Here is a 16,593-nt window from a genome sequence, read left to right on the forward strand (position 1 = left end):
TTGCACGAGCCAGTCGATCACGGCGGCGTCGCTCGTGAGCAGGTCGCGGCGGCCGTCGTCGACGCCGTACTTCGTGTTGATGAAATCGAGCGCGAGATCGTCGCCGACGAACAGCGCCGTCGCGCCCTCGGCCGTGCTTGCGGTGCTCATCGTGAACCCCTGGAAAATCGATGGACGGATTGTAACTCATAAAAAACCTGTTGACAGGTTACGTGCCCAATACGTAACCTGAAAAAACGTTGTTGCCGGTTACGAAAAGCGAGGCGGCGACCGTGCCGGTTTTCGGGTCACATTCACATTCGAGGTTTTGTCATGAAGATCAATACGTTGCTGATGGGTGCGCTGATGACGGTCGGCGTGGTGGGCGGGCTGACGGGCGGCGCCGAGGCGCACGCGGCGCCGCACGATGCGCCGGCGGCCGCCGCGCCGGTGGTCAGTCACCATTACCTGCAGGTGGACGACGTGAAGGTGTTCTACCGCGAGGCTGGCAACCCGTCGGCGCCCACCGTGCTGCTGCTGCACGGCTTCCCGACCTCGTCGTTCATGTATCGCGACCTGATGCCGCGTCTGGCCGACCGCTATCACGTGATCGCGCCCGATCTGCCCGGCTTCGGCTTCACCGAAAGCCCCGACCGCAGCCATTACGCCTATACGTTCGATCATCTGGCGCAGACGATCGACCATTTCACCGAGGCGCTGCATCTCGACAAGTACGCGCTGGAAGTGTTCGACTACGGCGCGCCGGTGGGCTGGCGGCTCGCGGTGGCGCACCCCGAGCGCGTGACGGCGATCGTCTCGCAGAACGGCAATGCCTATGTGGAAGGCCTGAGCGAGGGCTGGAACCCGATTCAGAAGTATTGGAAGGATCCGTCGCAGGCGAATCGCGATGCGCTGCGCGCGTTCCTGAAGCCCGATGCGATCAAGTGGCAGTACACGCACGGCGTGAAGGATCCGGACCAGGTCGCGCCCGAGGCGTACACGCTCGACGCGGCGTTCCTCGCGCGCCCCGGCAACGACGAGATCCAGCTCGACCTGTTCCGCGATTACGCGAACAACGTGGCCCAGTATCCGCAATACCAGGAATATTTCCGCAAGTACCAGCCGCCGATCCTGGCCGTGTGGGGCAAGAACGATCCGTTCTTCCTGCCGCCGGGCGCGGAAGCGTTCAAGCGCGACGTGCCGAAGGCGCAGGTGCAGTTCTTCGACACCGGCCACTTCGCGCTCGAAACCAACGTGGCCGAGATCGCGCCGGTGATCCACCGCTTCCTCGACCAGAACGTGCCGCGCAAGTAAGCGGCGCGGGCCGCGCCGGACGACACGACACGGCGCGGCTTGCCGCCGGGCTTGCGACCGGGCCCGTTACTTGCCGCGGCCCTTGGCCTTCGGCGCGGCCTGGCGCGACCAGTACGTGAACTCGTCCTCGTGCACGGTGTAGTCGAGTTCGGCGAGCCGCTCCTGGAGGTGCGTCTGCGCGTCGGCGACGCCCTGGTTGTAGACGGTCGGGCCGATTTCCTCGAGGAAGAAACCGAGCAGCGCGCCCGCGGCGACATTGCCGATCGGCTCGTCCATGTTGCGTTCGAAATAGCGTTGCAGCGACGCGATGGCGTCGGCGCGGGCTTCCTTCGTCAGTTCGATGCTCATGGCGGGCGGCGCGGGGCGAAAGGGAGGGAGCCGGCATCTTAGCGCAGGCTTCGCCGCGGTTGCGGGGGCCGGATTGCCTGCCGACGCGAGAATTCACCGAATCGGACAAAGTGATAGGATGGCCGCTGACCTTTCCGAAGCAAACACCTGTCGCGCGGCCCATGCCGCGCGTTTGCGCTGGCGCTTCGCGGTCGTCTCGTGCCCGGCGAAACGCCGGGCTGCCCGTATCGCCCGAATGGAGAATTGCCATGTCCAAGTGGATCAAGCCTGCCTACACCGACCTGCGCCTGGGTTTCGAAATCACGATGTACATCTCGAATCGTTGATTCGACGCCGCTCCCAAGGCCATGCCTAGCCTCGGTTCGCCGAGGCTATTTTTCTTGTGGCCGGCGCCGGCGTTCGCGCTGCCGCCGGCCCCTCACCGATTTCTCGCATGCATATCCAGATCCTCGGCTCCGCCGCCGGCGGCGGCTTTCCGCAATGGAACTGCAATTGCGCGAACTGCGCCGGGTTTCGCGACGGCAGCGTCGACGCCCGCGCCCGCACGCAATCGTCGATCGCGATCTCCGACGACGGCGTGTCGTGGGTGCTCTGCAACGCCTCGCCCGACATCCGCGCCCAGTTGCAGCAGTTCGCGCCGATGCAACCCGGCCGCGCGCTGCGCGACACCGGCATCGCCGCGATCGTGCTGATGGACAGCCAGATCGATCACACCACCGGGTTGCTGAGCCTGCGCGAGGGCTGCCCGCTCGACGTCTGGTGCACCGAGATGGTCCATGAAGACCTGAGCAGCGGCTTTCCGCTGTTCACGATGCTCAAGCACTGGAACGGCGGCCTGCGCTGGAACCCGGTCGAGCCGGAGCGCGCGTTCGCCGTGTCGGCCTGCCCGAACCTGCGCTTCCTGCCGTTCGTGCTGGAAAGCGCCGCGCCGCCGTATTCGCCGCATCGTCACGATCCGCATCCCGGCGACAACATTGGCCTGATGGTGGAAGACCTGCGCACGGGCGGCACGCTGTTCTACGCACCGGGCCTCGGCAAGGTGGACGACGCGCTGGCCGCGCGCATGGCGCAGGCCGATTGCCTGCTCGTGGACGGCACGCTCTGGCACGACGACGAGATGCAGCGCCGCGGCGTGGGCACGCGCACCGGCCGCCAGATGGGCCATCTCGCGCAGAGCGGCCCCGGCGGCATGATCGAGGTGCTCGAACGCTTCCCGGCGCCGCGCAAGATCCTCACGCACATCAACAACACCAACCCGATCCTCGACGAAGCGTCGCCGGAACGCGCGGAACTCGCGCGGCGTCGGATCGAGGTGGCGTTCGACGGCATGCGGATCGATCTCTGATCGCATGCCGCGCCGTTTCGCGGGCCTCGGCCCGCCCCGCAACACCCGAACCACCGGAATGGAAGACACCATGAGCCAGACCGCCCTGAGCGCCGAACAGTTCGAGCAGGCCCTGCGCGCCAAGGGCGCGCTTTACCATATTCACCACCCGTACCACGTCGCCATGTACGAAGGGCGCGCGACGCGCGAGCAGATCCAGGGCTGGGTCGCGAACCGCTTCTACTATCAGGTCAACATCCCGATGAAGGATGCGGCGATCCTCGCCAATTGCCCCGATCGCGAGGTGCGCCGGCTGTGGATCCAGCGCCTGCTCGATCACGACGGCGCGCCGGGCGAGGACGGCGGCATCGAGGCGTGGCTGCGCCTCGGTCAGGCCGTGGGCCTCGACCCCGATCAACTGCGCTCGCAGGAACTGGTGCTGCCGGGCGTGCGCTTTGCCGTGGACGCCTACGTCAACTTCGCGCGCCGCGCGAGCTGGCAGGAAGCGGCCAGCAGTTCGCTCACCGAATTGTTCGCGCCGCAGATCCACCAATCGCGGCTCGACACCTGGCCGCGCCATTACCCGTGGATCGATCCGGCCGGCTACGAATACTTCCGCTCGCGGCTCGGCCAGGCGCGCCGCGACGTGGAGCACGGCCTGCAGATCACGCTGCAGCACTACACGACCTGGGATGCGCAGCAGCGTATGCTCGAGATCCTGCAGTTCAAGCTCGACATCCTGTGGACCATGCTCGACGCGATGTCGATGGCCTACGAGCTGAATCGCCCGCCCTATCACACCGTCACCGCCGAACGCGCCTGGCACAAGGGAATAGCACTATGAGTTTCGATCGATCACGCACCCCCGTCTGGCGGCGCGGCTACCGCTTCCAGTTCGAGCCGGCGCAGGACGCGCACGTGCTGCTCTACCCCGAAGGGATGATCAAGCTGAACGAGAGCGCCGCCGCGATCGGCGGGCTGATCGACGGCCAGCGCAGCGTGGCCGCGATCGTCGCCGAACTCGACGCGCAGTTCCCGGGCGTGCCCGAGCTTGGTGAGGATGTCGAACAGTTCATGCTGGTGGCGCTCGACAAGCACTGGATCGAACTGCGCGCATGACCGACGCCCCCGCCTCTGCCACCGCTGCCCCGGTTGCGCCGGCCGTGCCCGCCGGGCTGCCGCTATGGCTGCTCGCGGAAGTCACCTACCGTTGCCCGCTGCAATGCCCGTACTGCTCGAATCCGCTCGATTTCGCGCGGCAGGGCGAGGAACTGACGACGGCCGACTGGGTGCGCGTGATGGGCGAGGCGCGCGCGATGGGCGCCGCGCAGATCGGCTTCTCGGGCGGCGAGCCGCTGGTGCGGCCCGACTTGCCCGAGCTGATCGCCGAGGCGCGCCGGCTCGGCTATTACACGAACCTGATCACCTCGGGCATCGGCCTGGACGAAGCCAAGCTCGACGCGTTCGAGCGCGCCGGCCTCGATCACATCCAGATCAGCTTCCAGTCGAGCGACGAGCAGGTCAACAACATGCTGGCCGGCTCCGACAAGGCGTTCGCGCACAAGCTGGAAATGGCGCGCGCCGTGAAGGCGCACGGTTATCCGATGGTGCTGAACTTCGTCACGCACCGCTACAACATCGATCACATCGACCGCATCATCGAGCTGTGCATCGCGCTCGACGCCGATTTCGTCGAGCTGGCCACCTGCCAGTTCTACGGCTGGGCCTATCTGAACCGCGAAGCGCTGCTCCCCACGCGCGAGCAATTGGCGCGCGCCGAGCGCGTCACCAACGCCTATCGCGAGAAGCTCGCCGCGCAGAACCATCCGTGCAAGCTGATCTTCGTCACGCCCGATTACTACGAGGAGCGGCCGAAGGCCTGCATGAACGGCTGGGGCAGCATCTTCCTGACCGTCACGCCCGACGGCACCGCCTTGCCGTGCCACGGCGCGCGGCAATTGCCGATCGCGTTTCCGAACGTGCGCGATCACGACCTGCGGCACATCTGGTACGACTCGTTCGGCTTCAACCGCTTCCGCGGCGATGCCTGGATGCCCGAGCCGTGCCGCTCGTGCGACGAGAAGCAGAAGGATTTCGGCGGCTGCCGCTGCCAGGCCTACATGCTGACCGGCGACGCGGCCAACGCCGATCCGGTTTGCGGCAAGTCGCCCCATCACCCGGTGATCCTGCGCGCGCGCGACGCAGCCGCGCAGCCCCGGCCCGCCAACACGCATCCGCTGATCTTCCGAAATGCCAAGCAATCCCGACGACTCAACCCGTGACCGCCCCGCCCCGCTGACGGCCGAGGAAGCCGTAGCCGCCGGCCGCGATTTCGTGGAACTGACGGCCGACGCGTCCGGCGTCTACTGGACCGAATACGATCCCGCCGACGCGATGTGCCGGATCTGGCGCGCGCGCGGCGGCGCGATCGCGTGCGTGAGCCCCGACGGCTTCAGCGCGCGCGGGCGCGTTTACGAATACGGCGGCGGCGCGTTCTGCGTGGCGGGCGAGCACGTGGCGTTCGTCAACGAACGCGACCAGCGCATCTACCGCTTCGCGCCGGACAGCCTGGCCGAACCGCAGCCGCTCACGCCCGACGGCCTGCGCTACGGCGACCTGCGCCACGCGCACGGCCGGATTCTCGCTGTCGAGCAGGACGGCGAAACGCACCGGCTCGTGTCGATCGGCCTGCTCGACGGCGCGCGCGAGGTGCTGGCCGAGGGCGCGGATTTCTACGCCGCGCCGGTGCGCAGCGCCGACGGCGCGCGCCTCGCCTGGATCGAATGGCAGCATCCGCATCAACCGTGGACGGCCACGCGCCTGATGCTGCGCGACGGCGCCGGCGATGCGCGCACGATCGCCGGCGCCGCCGACGACGAGGCCGTGCAGCAGCCCGCGTTCGACGCTGGCGGGCGGCTCGTGTGCCTGACCGATCGCGCGAATTTCTGGCAGCCGTGGCAGCTCGACGTCGATGGCAATGCCGACGGTGCGCCGGCGCTCGCGCCGCTGCCCGCCGAGGCCGGCGATCACGCCGCCGCCCCGTGGCAACTGGGCGCGTGCAGCTGGCTGCCGCTCGACGGCGGCGGCAGCTTCTCCACGTGGTTCGAATCCGGCTGGGGCCGGCTCGGCGTGCGCGACGCCGCCGGCGCTCTGACGCCGCTCGCGCCCGGCTACAGCCAGTTCCATCATCTGGCGGCCGACGCGACGCATCTGTACTGCATCGCCGCCTCGCCCACCTGCCCGGCCGCGATTCTTGCGATCGACCGCCGCGACCATCGCGTCGAGGTGCTGCGCGAGGTGGTGCCGTCGATGCCGGCCGAGCGCATCACGCTGCCGCGCACGCTGCGTTTTCCGAGCGGCGACGGCGAGGCCTACGGGTATCTGTACCTGCCCGACGCCGCCGCAACGAACCCGGGCGCCGATGCCGCGCCGCCGCCCGTCGTGGTGTTCGCCCACGGCGGCCCCACTGCGGCCAACTACGCCGTCTACAGCCCACGCCTCGAATACTGGGTGCAGCGCGGCTTCGCGATCGTGCTGCTGAACTATCGCGGCAGCACCGGCTACGGCCGCGCGTTCCGGCAGGCGCTGCACCTCACCTGGGGCGTGGCCGATGTCGACGACGCCTGCGCGGCCGTCGCGCATCTGGCCGGGCAAGGGCTGGTGGACGCGCAACGCGCGTTCGTGCGCGGCGGCAGCGCGGGCGGCTACACGGCGCTGTGCGCGCTGGCGTTCCGCGACGTGTTCCGCGGCGGCGCGAGCCTGTACGGCGTCAGCGATCCGCTGCAGCTCGACGCGCACACGCACAAGTTCGAGGCGCGCTACCTGCGCTGGCTGATCGGCGATCCGGTGGTCGACCGCGCGCGTTATCTGGCGCGCACGCCGCTCGTGCACGCCGACGCGATCCGCGTGCCGGTGGCGTTCTTCCAGGGCGAGCTCGACGCGGTGGTCACGCCCGACCAGACGCGCTCGATGGCCGCCGCGCTCGACGCGAACGGCGTGCCGAACGAGGTGCACTACTACGCCGACGAGCGCCACGGCTTCCGCAAGGCCGGAAATCAGGCGCATGCGCTCGACGCCGAGCACGCGTTCTACCGGCGCATTCTCGACGGCGCGCTGTAACGCCAGCGCGGCGCACTGCACCGCGCGTGCGCGCCGCAATGAAAAATGGCCGCCCGAGGGCGGCCATTTTCGTTGACGCGGTTGCCGCGGGCGATGCGTACCGAATCGCCCGAGCCCGTGCGCCGAGGCTTAGAAGCGGTGACGCAGGCCGAGGTTGACCAGCGTTTGCGAGTTCGTGCCGGCGTAGCCGTACGAGCCGATCGACGCTTGCGCGGCCACGGTCGCGCCCGTGACGGAATCGCGCGTCGTGCCGCTGGCGTGCTGGTAGGCAGCCGTCAGGTAGATGTCGGTGCGCTTCGACAGCGTGTAGTCCGCGCCCAGCGAGGCTTGGTGGTACGTCGCCGACGTGTCGCCGGTGGCCTTCGTGTAGCTGTAGCCCACGCCCAGCAGCAGCGACGGGTTCAGTTGGTAGTTCAGGAAGCCTTGCCCCGTGTTGTAGCGCTCGTTCTGGGCGAACAGCGACGCGCCGTCGCGGCGGTATTGCGCGTTGCTGTAGCTTGCGCCTGCCGTGAATGCGCCGAACGTGTACTGGCCGGCCACGCGTGCGATGCCGAGCGAGTGGGCCGTCTGGTAGCCGCCGTTGATCGGGCCGTCGAACGTACCGTCCGAGGTGCTCGACCAGCCTGCGCGCTGGCCTGCGTTGCCGGCCGTGTTCGCTGCGTAGTAGTAGCCGGCAGCCAGTGCCAGCGGGCCGCCGTTGTACGACACGGCTGCCGAGTACGATTGCTTCGAGCTCGTCGAGCCGGCCACGCCGCCGAACGAGTACATCGCTTCGAACTGGACGCCCGAGATCAGCGGCGACGTGTACTTGACGGCGTTGTCGACGCGGAAGCTGTTGTCGTAGTTGTCGACGTCGCCTGCCGTGGCGAACACGCTGCCGAAGTAGTTGTCGGCCGTGATCGGTTGGATCAGGTCGACCAGCGGATCGTACTGGCGGCCCAGCGTGACCGTGCCGAAGTGGTCGCTGGTCAGGCCCACGAACGCCTGACGGCCGAACATGCGGCCGCCTTGGCCCAGGCCGCCCGTGCTCGGGTTGAAGCCGTTTTCCAACTGGAAGATTGCCTTCAGGCCGCCGCCGAGGTCTTCGCTGCCCTTGACGCCGAAGCGCGAGCCCGCCAGGTTGCCGGCGCTGCTGTTGCCCAGCAGCCAGGAATTCTTCGAACCTTCTGCGTGGTTCACGTACGTCAGCGACGTGTCGATCAGGCCGTACAGCGTCACGCTCGATTGGGCGTGGGCGCTGCCCATTGCTGCGACGGATGCGAGCGAAAAGAGCGTCAAGGCGATGCGTTTCATATGTGTCAGCTCCTGTTGGCGGTTGGTTGCGTGTGGTGGTTTTGGAGTGACGTGAGACTACCCAGACAGATTTAATTCGGAAAAATGAAATTCAGTGTTGTATCGAAAACAATACAGACGGATTACACAGAAAGGATTGTTAGATTTTCGGTATTATTCTTTTAAATGAAAAAATAGGTCGGTATCGTCTGATGAATTTACCGATTTATTATCGATTCAAGAACAATGCTGCCTAAGGATTGGGCAGGATGGCCGTGGTGCTTGATTGTCCGCGATTCTGCAATGATTAATTAACTAAATCGGTTCAATAGCGGGGTGCGATCGGTGTTAGTGTTCGCGCACTCGTTTCCACATTCTGTGGGTAGACAGACGAGTCCACGCTTGAGCGGCTTCGGCCGCTCTTTTTTACGCGCGGTTCTCCAATTATCGCAATAATGAATTTCTGTTTTTAATCGGAATTCGAATTGCCGATTGACGATGCGCCATGGCGTGCATCGCGATTTTCTCGTCCGCATTCCTCGCTTTCCGCGCCAAGTGTCCGCTCGAAACGGCGTGACAGTTCCGGGCGTGTGCCGTGGCAGGCGTCTCTGTCGCGCGCCGCGGCGCGGCGCATAATCGGTCGGCCCCGATGCGCGCGGCCGCGCCCGCGTCGCCCTCCATGCCCCGCCCCTGCCTTCCGAGGATCGTCACGATGTTCGTCGAAGTGGTGTCCAATCTCGGCGTTGCATTCGCCGTCTATCTGGTCGGCACGCTGTCGCCCGGCCCCGCCAACCTGTCGATCGCGAACACGGCGCTCCATCACGGCCGCAAGCCGGCGTTCGCGATGGCGGCCGGCGTGATCAGCGGCTCGCTGTGCTGGGGCGTGACGGCGGCGGCCGGCATGTCCGCGCTGCTGATGTCGTACCGGCAATGGCTGATCGGCCTCAAGATCCTCGGCGCGCTGTATCTGTTCTGGCTGGCCTACAAGGCGGTGCGCGGCGCGCTCTCGCCGCAGGATCCGCTCGCCGTGGCTGCGCCGGCGCGCAGCAGCCGGCTCACGCGCTTCTATCTGCAAGGCCTCGGCATCCACCTGACCAACCCGAAGGCGATCCTGACCTGGCTGACCGTCACCTCGCTCGGGTTGTCGCCGCACGCGCCGGCCTGGACGAGCTTCGTGCTGGTGGGCTTCTGCGCATTGCTCGGCACCGGTATTTTCGTGGGCTATGCGCTGGCGTTCTCGGCGCGCGCGGCCGGGCCGTTCTTCGCGCGCACGCGCAAGGCGTTCGGGCTGTTCTGCGGCGGCTTCTATTGTGTGTTGGCCGCCGGCTTCATCCGCTCGCTGCGTTCCTGACGCGCGCCGTTGCGCCGGCACGCCGCTCATAAGCATTTCGCATTTCGATGGTTGGTCGCGGCGGTGCGCGTCCGTACGCTGGGCGGCCAGCCGCGCCACCGGGGCGCGGCGCCATTCGGGGCCGCCATCGATGCGTCGTGATTCCTCCCAGCCGTTGTTCCCCGCGCGCCGCCGCGCGTTGCGCCGACTTGCCGACCTCGCCGGGCTGTCCGGCGCGGCGCTTGCCGGTTTCGCCGCCGCGCCGCCGCTCGCGCAGGCCGCCCAAGCTGCACAGGCCGCCCAAGGCGAGATCGACATCTCGAACGTCACGCTCGTGCTCGGCGATCAGGCCGGCGGCCTGCGTGCGCTGGCCGAGGCCGCGCGCGTGCTCGACGGCACGCGCTACCGGTTCCGCTGGGCCAATTTCCAGGGCGCCGCGCCGCTGTTCGAGGCGCAGCGCGCCGGCGCGATCGACCTGGCGCCCGCGGGCGACCTGCCGGTGCTGACCGCGGCGCTCGGCGATCCCGACCTGCGGATCGTCGCGACGCGCGCCGGATCCGCCGCCGCGCTCGGCATCGTCGTGCAGCCCGATTCGCCGGTGCGCAGCGTGGCCGACCTGAAGGGCAAGACGGTGATCGTGTCGTCGGCGCGCGGCAGCATTTCGCAGTACCAATTATATGGCGCGCTGGAACAGCGCGGGCTGTCGCGGCACGACGTGGAGGTGCGCTTCGTGCTGCCGGTGGATGCGTTCGCGGCGTTCGAATCGAAGCGGATCGACATCTGGGCCACGTTCGATCCGTATTACGGCCATGTGGTGCGGCGCGGCGCGCGCATCGTGCGCGACGGCAGCGGCATCAACTCCGGCCTCGGCTTTCTGACCTCGCCCGCCCCCACGCTGGCCGACCGCGCGAAGCGCGCCGCGCTGGCCGACGTGCTGACGCGGCTCGAACAGGCCGGCCGCTGGGCGCTCGCGCATCCGGCCGACTACGCGAAGGTGTATGCGTCGCTGACGCGCCTGCCCGCCGATGCGGCCGCCGACATCACCGGCCGCGCGTCGATCGCGCAGCGCGCCGTGACGAACGAGGATATCGCCGTGCTGCAACGCGTGGCCGATCGCGCGCAGCGCGATGCGATCCTGCCGTCGCGCGTGGACGTGGCCGCCATCTCGGTGCGCGACGTCGCGCACGGCTGAACCCCGCCGCGCCGGCCTCCGCCGGCGCTCCCCTGGCTTACCCCTACGCGTTGCTACGTAGCGCGGTTACGTAGTTGTCCGCTTGTGAGCGGCACCCCGAACGCGAACAATACGCGGCAGCGCCGGGCCTGCCGAAACGGGCCTCGCGCGTCCGCCAGTTCGCGCTGTCTTGCGGCGCGACGATGTCGAAAAATAGCCAGGAGACACCATGAATCGGGCTTCCGGAACCCTGCTCTGGATTGCAGTCGCGCTGCTCGGCGCGTTCTCGTTCGGAACCATCGCACTCGCCCACGGCGAGCGCATCAGCGCGCTGTGGATCGTGATCGCCGCCGTGTGCGTCTATCTGATCGCCTACCGCTTCTACAGCCGCTTCATCGCCACCCGCGTGGTGCAGCTCGACGGCCTGCGCATGACGCCCGCCGTCAAGCTCAACGACGGCCTCGATTACGTTCCGACCAACAAGTACGTGCTGTTCGGCCATCATTTCGCCGCCATCGCGGGCGCCGGGCCGCTGGTCGGGCCGGTGCTGGCCGCGCAGATGGGCTACATGCCCGGCATGCTGTGGCTGCTGGCCGGCGTGGTGTTCGCGGGTGCGGTGCAGGATTTCATCGTGCTGTTCATCTCGACGCGCCGCAACGGCCGCTCGCTCGGCGATCTCGTGAAGATGGAGCTGGGCACCGTGCCCGGCGTGATCGCGCTGTTCGGCGCGTTCCTGATCATGGTGATCATCCTCGCGGTGCTCGCGCTGATCGTCGTGAAGGCGCTGACCAACTCCCCGTGGGGCACGTTCACGGTGGCCGCGACGATCCCGATCGCGATCTTCATGGGCATCTACACGCGCTATATCCGCCCGGGCCGCATCGGCGAGGTGTCGATCATCGGCTTCGTGCTGCTGATGGCCTCGATCGTGTTCGGCCAGTACGTGCACGATTCGCCGGTGCTGGCCGCGCTGTTCACGTTCTCGGGCACGCAGCTGACCTGGATCCTGATCGGCTACGGCTTCATCGCCTCGGTGCTGCCGGTGTGGCTGCTGCTCGCGCCGCGCGATTACCTCTCCACCTTCCTGAAGATCGGCACGATCCTCGGCCTTGCGATCGGCATCCTGTTCGTCGCGCCCGAGCTGAAGATGCCCGCGCTGACGAAGTTCGTCGACGGCAGCGGCCCGGTGTGGTCCGGCCATCTGTTCCCGTTCCTGTTCATCACGATCGCGTGCGGCGCGGTGTCGGGCTTCCACGCGCTGATCGCCTCGGGCACCACGCCGAAGCTGGTCGACAACGAATCGAACCTGCGCTTCATCGGCTACGGCGCGATGCTGATGGAATCGTTCGTCGCGATCATGGCGCTGGTGGCCGCGAGCGTGATCGAGCCGGGCATCTACTTCGCGATGAACGCGCCGGCCGCCGTGCTCGGCACGACGCCCGAAGCCGTCGCGCAAACCGTGAGCCAATGGGGCTTCGTGCTGACGCCGGACATGCTCACGCAAACCGCCAAGGCGGTGGGCGAAACCACCATCGTCGCGCGCGCCGGCGGCGCGCCCACGCTGGCGGTGGGCATGGCGCAGATCCTCCATCAGGTGATCGGCGGCCAGGCGATGATGGCGTTCTGGTATCACTTCGCGATCCTGTTCGAGGCGCTGTTCATCCTGACGGCCGTGGATGCCGGCACGCGCGCGGGCCGCTTCATGCTGCAGGACTTGCTCGGCACGTTCCACCCGGCGCTCAAGCGCACCGAATCGCTGCCGGCCAACCTTGTCGCCACCGCGCTGTGCGTGACCGCGTGGGGTTACTTCCTGTATCAGGGCGTGGTCGATCCGCTCGGCGGCATCAATACGCTGTGGCCGCTGTTCGGCATCTCGAACCAGATGCTCGCGGCGATCGCGCTGACGCTCGGCACCGTCGTGCTGTTCAAGATGAAGCGCGAGCGCTTCGCGTGGGTCACGATCGTGCCGACCGTGTGGCTGCTGATGTGCACGCTGACGGCCGGCTGGCAGAAGCTGTTCGACGCCAGCCCGAAGGTCGGCTTCCTCGCGCATGCGGCCAAGCTGCAGGCGGCGGTCGATGCGGGCACGGTGCTCGCGCCGGCCAAGTCGATCGCGCAGATGCAGCGGATCATCGTCAACGACTACATCGACGCGACGCTGGCCGGGCTGTTCATGCTGGTGGTGGTCAGCATCGCGGTGTACGGCGTGATCGCGGTGCTGCGCGCGCGCCGCGCGGCGCGGCCCACCTCGAACGAGACGCCGTTCGAGCCGCTGCCGCCCGCCGCGCAAGCGCTCGGCAGCGGCCGCTGAGCGAGCGGGAGGGCGCACCATGTTCACCGATCTCGGCGACGATCTGCGCAGCGCGGGCCGCTATCTGGGCCAGGCGCTGCGGCTGATGGTCGGCGTGCCCGACTACGAAACCTACGTCGCGCACATGCGCGCGACGCACCCCGATCGCGAGCCGATGAGCTACGAGGCATTTTTCCGCGAGCGGCAGAACGCGCGCTACGGCAGCGGCGCGGGGAAGTGCTGCTGAGCCGCCGAGCGTTGCTCGGGCCATGACGAAGCGCGGGCCGGATCGGCCCGCGTTTTTCTTTTCCGGCGTGCGCCAAGGGCGCACATCGAGGCGATCCGTCGCGGGCGAACGTCGCGGCCGGATCGGCCGGGCGCGCAGGATGCCGCGCCGCGAACGAGAGCCGGCCGGGCCGGGTTTCCGCCGCCCGCATCCGGTTCAGGATGCGGGCGGCGGCGTTTTGCGGTATCACTGCGTGCTCAGGTTTTTGCGCAAGCAGCCGTCATACGAATCAAGACCCCTACGCCCGGAGTGAGCCCGATGACCGAAATCCGTCCCGTCCTGCCCGTTGCCGCCGCCGATCTGACGGCCGACGCGCCGTTGCCCTGGCCGCTGTTCGATGCCGGCGGCGCGCCGCTGATGCCGGCCGGCGCAACGCTCGACGCCGACGCCATTGCCTTCCTGTTCGCGCGTTTCGCGCCGGTGCGTCGCGTCGACAGCGGCAATGGCGATGAGCCTGCCGACGACGTATCCGACGCGCAACGCGCCGACGCCGAAGCGAGCGCGGCGGCGCTGCAATCGGCCGCGTCCGCCTCGTCGGGGCCGCGGCTGGCGCTCTCCGCCGACGCGATGATCGGCCTGCGCCGCCGCGGCTCGACGATGCGCCAGTTGAACCGCTTCCGCCTGCTCGGCACCCATCCGTCCGGCCCGCTGTTCCTGCGGCCGTTGCAGCCGCGCGCCGTCGATTTCGCGCCGAACGATCAGGTCGATGCGATGGCGATCGGCCAATCGGCCGTCTACTGGTTCACGGCGGTGGTGGAGGCGGTGGCGTACGAGCCCGCGCCGTATCTGATCCTGTCGGCGCCGGCCAACCTGAAGCGCGTGCGTGAACGCCGCGACGCGCGCGTGCCGGTGCGGCTCGCCGCGCGCTACACGGCCGGCGACGCGCACGGCGTGGGGCTGGTGCTCGACGTCAGCCCGAGCGGCTTCTCGATCGCGGCCGACCGCGCGCTGGCCGCCACGGGCGAGTCGCTCTCCATCGTGCTGCCGGTGGCGACCGAAGCCGGGCATGTCGAGGCACTGACGCTGACGGGCATCGTGCGCGGCGTGGGCGAGCAGGCCGACGCGTCGCCCGCGTGGCTGCATCACGTCGCCAACGAGGCGATGACGGACGATGCGGTGATGCGCCTGAAGGCGGCGCTGTTCGATTGGTCGATGCCGGATTGAGCGGGTTGGCTGCCGCGCGGGGCGCGCGGCGGCGCGAGGAAAATGCGCGAGGCGAAGCGCGGGCGCGCCTCGTCTTGCATGCCGGGTTCAGTGCGGCTTGCGGCCGTTGCGCGTGGCCGCTTCGAGGCGGCCTTCCTGCCAGACCTCCGCGAGGCGGCTGCCGTTGCGGTACGGGTTCGGGCGGCGTGCGAAATAGTCGGCCACGCCCTGGCGGTACGCGCCGTATAGCGTCAGCGGGGGCGCGTCGATGACCGACGCGGCGCTGCTGCGAACCGGCGCTGCGTTGCGCGATTCGCGGATCAGCGTGCCGCCGTCGATCACGTCGAATTCGTTGATGTCCAGCAGCGAGTGGGCGACGCCTGCGATATCCATGTGAAGCTCCACGAGCGTGGGTGTTGATATGGGTTGCAGGTATCTGAGCAATAAGCTTGCCAGAAAGAAAAACCCCATGAAATCAAGGCTTCGACTGTTGAGGGGGGCGTGATGTGGCCCGCGATGTTACGGGCGCGTAACGTGACGGCGGAGCCAGTGCGAGGGGGGTGAAAGGCGGCGGGAAGCGTGTGAACGCGCGGCGGTTGCAAATGCCGCGTGGAAAAAAAGAGACCGCTCGCAAGGAGCGGTCAATCGTCTCAACTCTCTAGGCCGGGCGCCCGCATGCAGCGCCCAACGAATCCATTCTGTCCGATCGGCCGCGCTTTGGGTATCGGCAAAACCTTATTTTCAAACGAATGCCTGCGGTATGTCGGGTGTGCGTCGCGGCATGTCGCATTGGCCTGCGGCGGCGTGGCGCATCGGCATCGATGCCGCCGTCTCAAAGCACGCCGATCGCATGCAGCATCGCGAACAGCGCCGCGCCGCCCGCGATCAGCACCAGCGCGTTGATGCGCGTGCGCATCACGAGCGCGGTGGAGACGAGCGCCGTGGCGATCGCGATCCAGCCGCCGTCGAGGCCCTGCACCAGCGTATAGACGGCCGCGAGGATCAGCCCCGCCGCCACCGGCCGCAGCCCCGATTGCAGCGCGAGTTGCCACGGCGCGTCGCGGTGCCGGGCCGTCAGGTGCGTGACGGCGACCATCACGAAGGCGGTCGGGCCGAACAGCGCGAGCGTGGCCACCAGCGCGCCGGCCACGCCGCCCACCTGGAAGCCCACCAGCGTGGCGAGCAGCGAGCCGGGGCCGGGCGCGAGCCGCGCAACGGCGAAATCGTTGACGAACTGCGCGTGCGTCATCCAGTGGTGGACGTCCACCACCTGCCGCTGCATGTCGGCGATGATGGTCTGGCCGCCGCCGACGGTGGCCACCGACAGCGGCGCGAACAGCGCGAACAGGGCGACGAGCGTGCGTGACATGGCGTGGCCCTCAGGTGCGGCGGCCGCGCGCGAGCCGCCAGTATTCGTAGGCGACGTTGAGCACGCCGGCCGTCAGCACCGTCCACAGCACCGGCACCTTGAATACCGCCACCGCCACGAAGGTGGCCGCGAACACGGCGTAGGGCACCACGCGGCGCGGCAGCCGCCGCGCGGCCGTGATCGCCATCGACAGCGACAGCCCGATCGCCGCCGCCGCCGCGCCGGCCAGCGCGATGTGCGCGATGGGGAAGCGCGTGATCTCGGCGAACAGCAGCCCGAGCAGCACGATCACCACGGCGGGCGGAAAGATGATCCCGCAGAAGCCCGCGAACACGCCGGGCCAGCCGCACAGCCGGTAGCCGATCCAGATCGCCAGGTTCTTGACGTTGACGCCGGGCAGCGCCTGCGACAGCGCGAGGCCGTCGAGGAAGGCCTCCTCGGTCAGCCAGCCGCGCGTTTCGACGAATTCGCGCATGAACCAGCCGCTCAGGCCGCCGCCGAAGCTGGTCAGGCCGATGCGGGCAAAGATCAGGAACAGGCCGGCCGCGGTGGGCCGTGTCGGGTCGGGGGTGGTCGGTGTCATCGGGATTCGGGGCTGACGGGGCGCGGCTGTCTCCGGCGCCGCACCGGCCGACGATAGCATCGCGG

Annotated in this window: 18 protein-coding genes; 12 read left to right on the forward strand and 6 right to left on the reverse strand. The window is 68.2% G+C overall.

Annotated features, from left to right (window positions below; all coding sequences use genetic code 11):
• A partial coding sequence (locus G3N92_RS19580; protein ID WP_206129198.1) for an ABATE domain-containing protein occupies positions 1-150 on the reverse strand: 150 nt, incomplete at its 3' end.
• Positions 151-312: 162 nt separating this feature from the next.
• Here G3N92_RS19580 and G3N92_RS19585 point away from each other — a divergent pair.
• The gene (locus tag G3N92_RS19585) at positions 313-1,293 is read left to right on the forward strand and encodes an alpha/beta hydrolase (protein WP_206129182.1); all 981 of its coding nucleotides are present in this window, start codon (positions 313-315) and stop codon (positions 1,291-1,293) included.
• Between the two features lie 66 nt (positions 1,294-1,359).
• Here the strand turns inward: G3N92_RS19585 and G3N92_RS19590 are convergent, their stop codons facing one another.
• The gene (locus tag G3N92_RS19590) at positions 1,360-1,641 is read right to left on the reverse strand and encodes a DUF2164 domain-containing protein (protein ID WP_206129183.1); all 282 of its coding nucleotides are present in this window, start codon (positions 1,639-1,641) and stop codon (positions 1,360-1,362) included.
• Positions 1,642-1,889: 248 nt separating this feature from the next.
• Between G3N92_RS19590 and pqqA the strand changes: the two genes are divergently transcribed.
• The 6 genes from pqqA (at position 1,890) to G3N92_RS19620 (ending at position 7,084) form a co-directional block, all read left to right on the forward strand.
• Positions 1,890-1,967, forward strand: a complete 78-nt coding sequence (pqqA, locus tag G3N92_RS19595) for a pyrroloquinoline quinone precursor peptide PqqA (RefSeq protein WP_013691668.1) — start codon at positions 1,890-1,892, stop codon at positions 1,965-1,967.
• 107 nt (positions 1,968-2,074) lie between these two features.
• Positions 2,075-2,986: a pyrroloquinoline quinone biosynthesis protein PqqB gene (gene pqqB / locus G3N92_RS19600; protein ID WP_206129184.1), complete on the forward strand. Its 912-nt coding sequence runs from the start codon at positions 2,075-2,077 to the stop codon at positions 2,984-2,986.
• 70 nt (positions 2,987-3,056) lie between these two features.
• Positions 3,057-3,809 carry a pyrroloquinoline-quinone synthase PqqC gene (gene pqqC, locus G3N92_RS19605; protein WP_206129185.1) on the forward strand — a complete coding sequence of 251 codons (753 nt, stop codon included), beginning with the start codon at positions 3,057-3,059 and terminating at the stop codon, positions 3,807-3,809.
• Positions 3,806-4,084: a pyrroloquinoline quinone biosynthesis peptide chaperone PqqD gene (pqqD, locus tag G3N92_RS19610; RefSeq protein ID WP_206129186.1), complete on the forward strand. Its 279-nt coding sequence runs from the start codon at positions 3,806-3,808 to the stop codon at positions 4,082-4,084. The genes pqqC and pqqD overlap by 4 nt, the downstream gene beginning before the upstream one ends.
• Complete coding sequence (gene pqqE / locus G3N92_RS19615; protein ID WP_206129187.1) at positions 4,081-5,247, forward strand: pyrroloquinoline quinone biosynthesis protein PqqE; 1,167 nt, start codon at positions 4,081-4,083, stop codon at positions 5,245-5,247. The genes pqqD and pqqE overlap by 4 nt, the downstream gene beginning before the upstream one ends.
• Positions 5,216-7,084, forward strand: a complete 1,869-nt coding sequence (locus G3N92_RS19620; protein ID WP_206129188.1) for a S9 family peptidase — start codon at positions 5,216-5,218, stop codon at positions 7,082-7,084. Before pqqE ends, G3N92_RS19620 begins: the two co-directional genes overlap by 32 nt.
• Positions 7,085-7,213: 129 nt before the next feature.
• On the opposite strand, the gene G3N92_RS19625 is transcribed toward G3N92_RS19620, so the two are convergent.
• Complete coding sequence (locus G3N92_RS19625) at positions 7,214-8,377, reverse strand: porin (RefSeq protein WP_206129189.1); 1,164 nt, start codon at positions 8,375-8,377, stop codon at positions 7,214-7,216.
• Positions 8,378-9,068: 691 nt separating this feature from the next.
• Between G3N92_RS19625 and G3N92_RS19630 the strand changes: the two genes are divergently transcribed.
• From G3N92_RS19630 to G3N92_RS19650, 5 genes are all read left to right on the forward strand, one after another.
• Positions 9,069-9,707 (forward strand): LysE family translocator, encoded by a 639-nt coding sequence (locus G3N92_RS19630; protein WP_206129190.1) that lies wholly within the window; start codon positions 9,069-9,071, stop codon positions 9,705-9,707.
• A 130-nt stretch (positions 9,708-9,837) separates the two neighbouring features.
• A complete protein-coding gene (locus tag G3N92_RS19635; RefSeq protein WP_206129191.1) occupies positions 9,838-10,878 on the forward strand; it encodes an ABC transporter substrate-binding protein in 1,041 nt (346 codons plus the stop codon).
• A 208-nt stretch (positions 10,879-11,086) separates the two neighbouring features.
• The gene (locus G3N92_RS19640) at positions 11,087-13,168 is read left to right on the forward strand and encodes a carbon starvation CstA family protein (protein WP_206129192.1); all 2,082 of its coding nucleotides are present in this window, start codon (positions 11,087-11,089) and stop codon (positions 13,166-13,168) included.
• Positions 13,169-13,187: 19 nt separating this feature from the next.
• Positions 13,188-13,394, forward strand: coding sequence for a YbdD/YjiX family protein (locus G3N92_RS19645; protein WP_206129193.1), 207 nt, complete (start codon positions 13,188-13,190; stop codon positions 13,392-13,394).
• A 297-nt stretch (positions 13,395-13,691) separates the two neighbouring features.
• Positions 13,692-14,597, forward strand: a complete 906-nt coding sequence (locus G3N92_RS19650) for a PilZ domain-containing protein (protein WP_206129194.1) — start codon at positions 13,692-13,694, stop codon at positions 14,595-14,597.
• Between the two features lie 87 nt (positions 14,598-14,684).
• Here the strand turns inward: G3N92_RS19650 and G3N92_RS19655 are convergent, their stop codons facing one another.
• The 3 genes from G3N92_RS19655 to G3N92_RS19665 form a co-directional block, all read right to left on the reverse strand.
• Positions 14,685-14,969 carry a hypothetical protein gene (locus G3N92_RS19655; RefSeq protein ID WP_206129195.1) on the reverse strand — a complete coding sequence of 95 codons (285 nt, stop codon included), beginning with the start codon at positions 14,967-14,969 and terminating at the stop codon, positions 14,685-14,687.
• A gap of 439 nt (positions 14,970-15,408) precedes the next feature.
• A complete protein-coding gene (locus tag G3N92_RS19660) occupies positions 15,409-15,945 on the reverse strand; it encodes a chromate transporter (protein ID WP_206129196.1) in 537 nt (178 codons plus the stop codon).
• A gap of 10 nt (positions 15,946-15,955) precedes the next feature.
• Positions 15,956-16,528 (reverse strand): chromate transporter, encoded by a 573-nt coding sequence (locus G3N92_RS19665; protein WP_206129197.1) that lies wholly within the window; start codon positions 16,526-16,528, stop codon positions 15,956-15,958.
• Positions 16,529-16,593 lie beyond the last annotated feature (65 nt).

Origin of the sequence: Burkholderia sp. Ac-20379 (assembly GCF_017104645.1) — a bacterium.
Classification (GTDB): Bacteria; Pseudomonadota; Gammaproteobacteria; order Burkholderiales; family Burkholderiaceae; genus Burkholderia.

What these genes read in the sequence shown, in the direction of transcription:
- pqqD (WP_206129186.1), top strand. Translation starts at nt 3,806, where the DNA reads ATGAGTTTCGATCGATCACGCACCCCCGTCTGGCGGCGCGGCTACCGC.
- G3N92_RS19650 (WP_206129194.1), top strand. Translation starts at nt 13,692, where the DNA reads ATGACCGAAATCCGTCCCGTCCTGCCCGTTGCCGCCGCCGATCTGACG.
- G3N92_RS19625 (WP_206129189.1), bottom strand. Translation starts at nt 8,377, where the DNA reads ATGAAACGCATCGCCTTGACGCTCTTTTCGCTCGCATCCGTCGCAGCA.
- pqqA (WP_013691668.1), top strand. Translation starts at nt 1,890, where the DNA reads ATGTCCAAGTGGATCAAGCCTGCCTACACCGACCTGCGCCTGGGTTTC.
- pqqC (WP_206129185.1), top strand. Translation starts at nt 3,057, where the DNA reads ATGAGCCAGACCGCCCTGAGCGCCGAACAGTTCGAGCAGGCCCTGCGC.
- pqqE (WP_206129187.1), top strand. Translation starts at nt 4,081, where the DNA reads ATGACCGACGCCCCCGCCTCTGCCACCGCTGCCCCGGTTGCGCCGGCC.
- G3N92_RS19655 (WP_206129195.1), bottom strand. Translation starts at nt 14,969, where the DNA reads ATGGATATCGCAGGCGTCGCCCACTCGCTGCTGGACATCAACGAATTC.
- G3N92_RS19635 (WP_206129191.1), top strand. Translation starts at nt 9,838, where the DNA reads ATGCGTCGTGATTCCTCCCAGCCGTTGTTCCCCGCGCGCCGCCGCGCG.
- G3N92_RS19590 (WP_206129183.1), bottom strand. Translation starts at nt 1,641, where the DNA reads ATGAGCATCGAACTGACGAAGGAAGCCCGCGCCGACGCCATCGCGTCG.
- G3N92_RS19645 (WP_206129193.1), top strand. Translation starts at nt 13,188, where the DNA reads ATGTTCACCGATCTCGGCGACGATCTGCGCAGCGCGGGCCGCTATCTG.
- pqqB (WP_206129184.1), top strand. Translation starts at nt 2,075, where the DNA reads ATGCATATCCAGATCCTCGGCTCCGCCGCCGGCGGCGGCTTTCCGCAA.
- G3N92_RS19640 (WP_206129192.1), top strand. Translation starts at nt 11,087, where the DNA reads ATGAATCGGGCTTCCGGAACCCTGCTCTGGATTGCAGTCGCGCTGCTC.
- G3N92_RS19630 (WP_206129190.1), top strand. Translation starts at nt 9,069, where the DNA reads ATGTTCGTCGAAGTGGTGTCCAATCTCGGCGTTGCATTCGCCGTCTAT.
- G3N92_RS19585 (WP_206129182.1), top strand. Translation starts at nt 313, where the DNA reads ATGAAGATCAATACGTTGCTGATGGGTGCGCTGATGACGGTCGGCGTG.
- G3N92_RS19660 (WP_206129196.1), bottom strand. Translation starts at nt 15,945, where the DNA reads ATGTCACGCACGCTCGTCGCCCTGTTCGCGCTGTTCGCGCCGCTGTCG.
- G3N92_RS19620 (WP_206129188.1), top strand. Translation starts at nt 5,216, where the DNA reads ATGCCAAGCAATCCCGACGACTCAACCCGTGACCGCCCCGCCCCGCTG.
- G3N92_RS19665 (WP_206129197.1), bottom strand. Translation starts at nt 16,528, where the DNA reads ATGACACCGACCACCCCCGACCCGACACGGCCCACCGCGGCCGGCCTG.